The organism is Mesorhizobium sp. M0185 (genome assembly GCF_040322175.1).
GTDB lineage: Bacteria > Pseudomonadota > Alphaproteobacteria > Rhizobiales > Rhizobiaceae > Mesorhizobium.
This window is the reverse complement of sequence record NZ_JAMYSY010000126.1, coordinates 1-1,111: the sequence shown is the minus strand read 5'-3', so window position 1 is coordinate 1,111 and position 1,111 is coordinate 1. Positions and strand designations below refer to the sequence as shown.

Below are 1,111 nucleotides of genomic sequence, written 5' to 3'. Positions count from 1 at the left end.
GGGCAGGGCTATCGCATATGAGTGATGGCATTGATGAGATAGTCGTCGTTCCAGGCGCATTTCTTGATGCGATGGCTGATGGGAACTTTGGCAGCATCGGCGGCCTGAAGGATGTTTCTGGCGAGGCGATTGAGAAGGGCCGTGTTGGCGGGGGCATTGTCCTTGCGGGCACGGCTGAGATCCTCATCGAGATGGACATCGAGCATCCAATGCAGGCCGTTCTCGATCTGCCAATGAGCTCTAGTGAGGTCGAGCGCCCGCTGCGGCGACATGAGCGTGGAGGCCATGAACAGGCGCATCAACGGCTTGGCCTGATCGCGTCGGCTGGTGATGCGGATGAAGGCCAGGTGGCCGGGCATCAGCGGCTCGGCCGCCGCCACGATCTCGGCCTGCCGCCACTCGTTGCGGCCGTGGCTGGTCTCGGTCCGCTCGGCAATGGAAGGGGTGGCGTCGGCCAGTTGCAGGTTGGCACGGCGCAGCCAATGACGACGGTTGCCCTTCAGCGCAAGCAGGTAATCGCCACCTCTTTGGGTAATGGCCGCAGCCATGCGGGTGTGGCAGTGGAGCGCGTCGGCGGTGACCAATCTGCCCGTAAGATCAATGAGTTCGACGACTTTGAGCGCGGCCTCGACTTCGTTCTCACCATCGCTCGGCGAGACTGCCGCCAGGCACAGCCGGGTCTCGGCGGCGAAGGCCGACACCGTCAACGGCGGACTGGCTGCCAAGCCCTTCTCGTAGGCTCGCCGCAAAGCCTTGCCGTCAAGCGACACCACCTCGGGCGTCTCTCGGCTGGCTCGGGCGAAAGCTGCGGCAAAGGCAGCAAAGGCGCGACCAAAGGCCTCCGGGTCGAGCAGACGCAGCAGCCGCGAGAAGGTGTCGTGGCTGGGAGCTGCGTCATAGTCGATCAGCCGCGACAGCGCCTGCTTGCGCTCCTGCGCGAACAGGGCAAATTCCGTCGCATTGCTGGCGCCGCACAGGCTTGCTGCGATCATCATCACGATCAGGTCGCCAAGCCGGTGTGTGGCGTTGGGCGCGCGTGGATCAGGCACCGCGCCAAAGTAGCTCTCAAGGCAGGAAATGGCAGTCGCTCCTTCGCTCAACTGCCTCTCCA

Annotated in this window: 1 protein-coding gene; it reads right to left on the bottom strand. The window is 63.9% G+C overall.

Translation table 11 applies throughout. The features are described 5' to 3' along the window. Positions 1 to 8 precede the first annotated feature (8 nt). The coding region (locus tag NKJ20_RS34035) for an ISAs1 family transposase (protein WP_352749966.1) at positions 9 to 1,111 on the bottom strand (1,103 nt) is incomplete at its 5' end.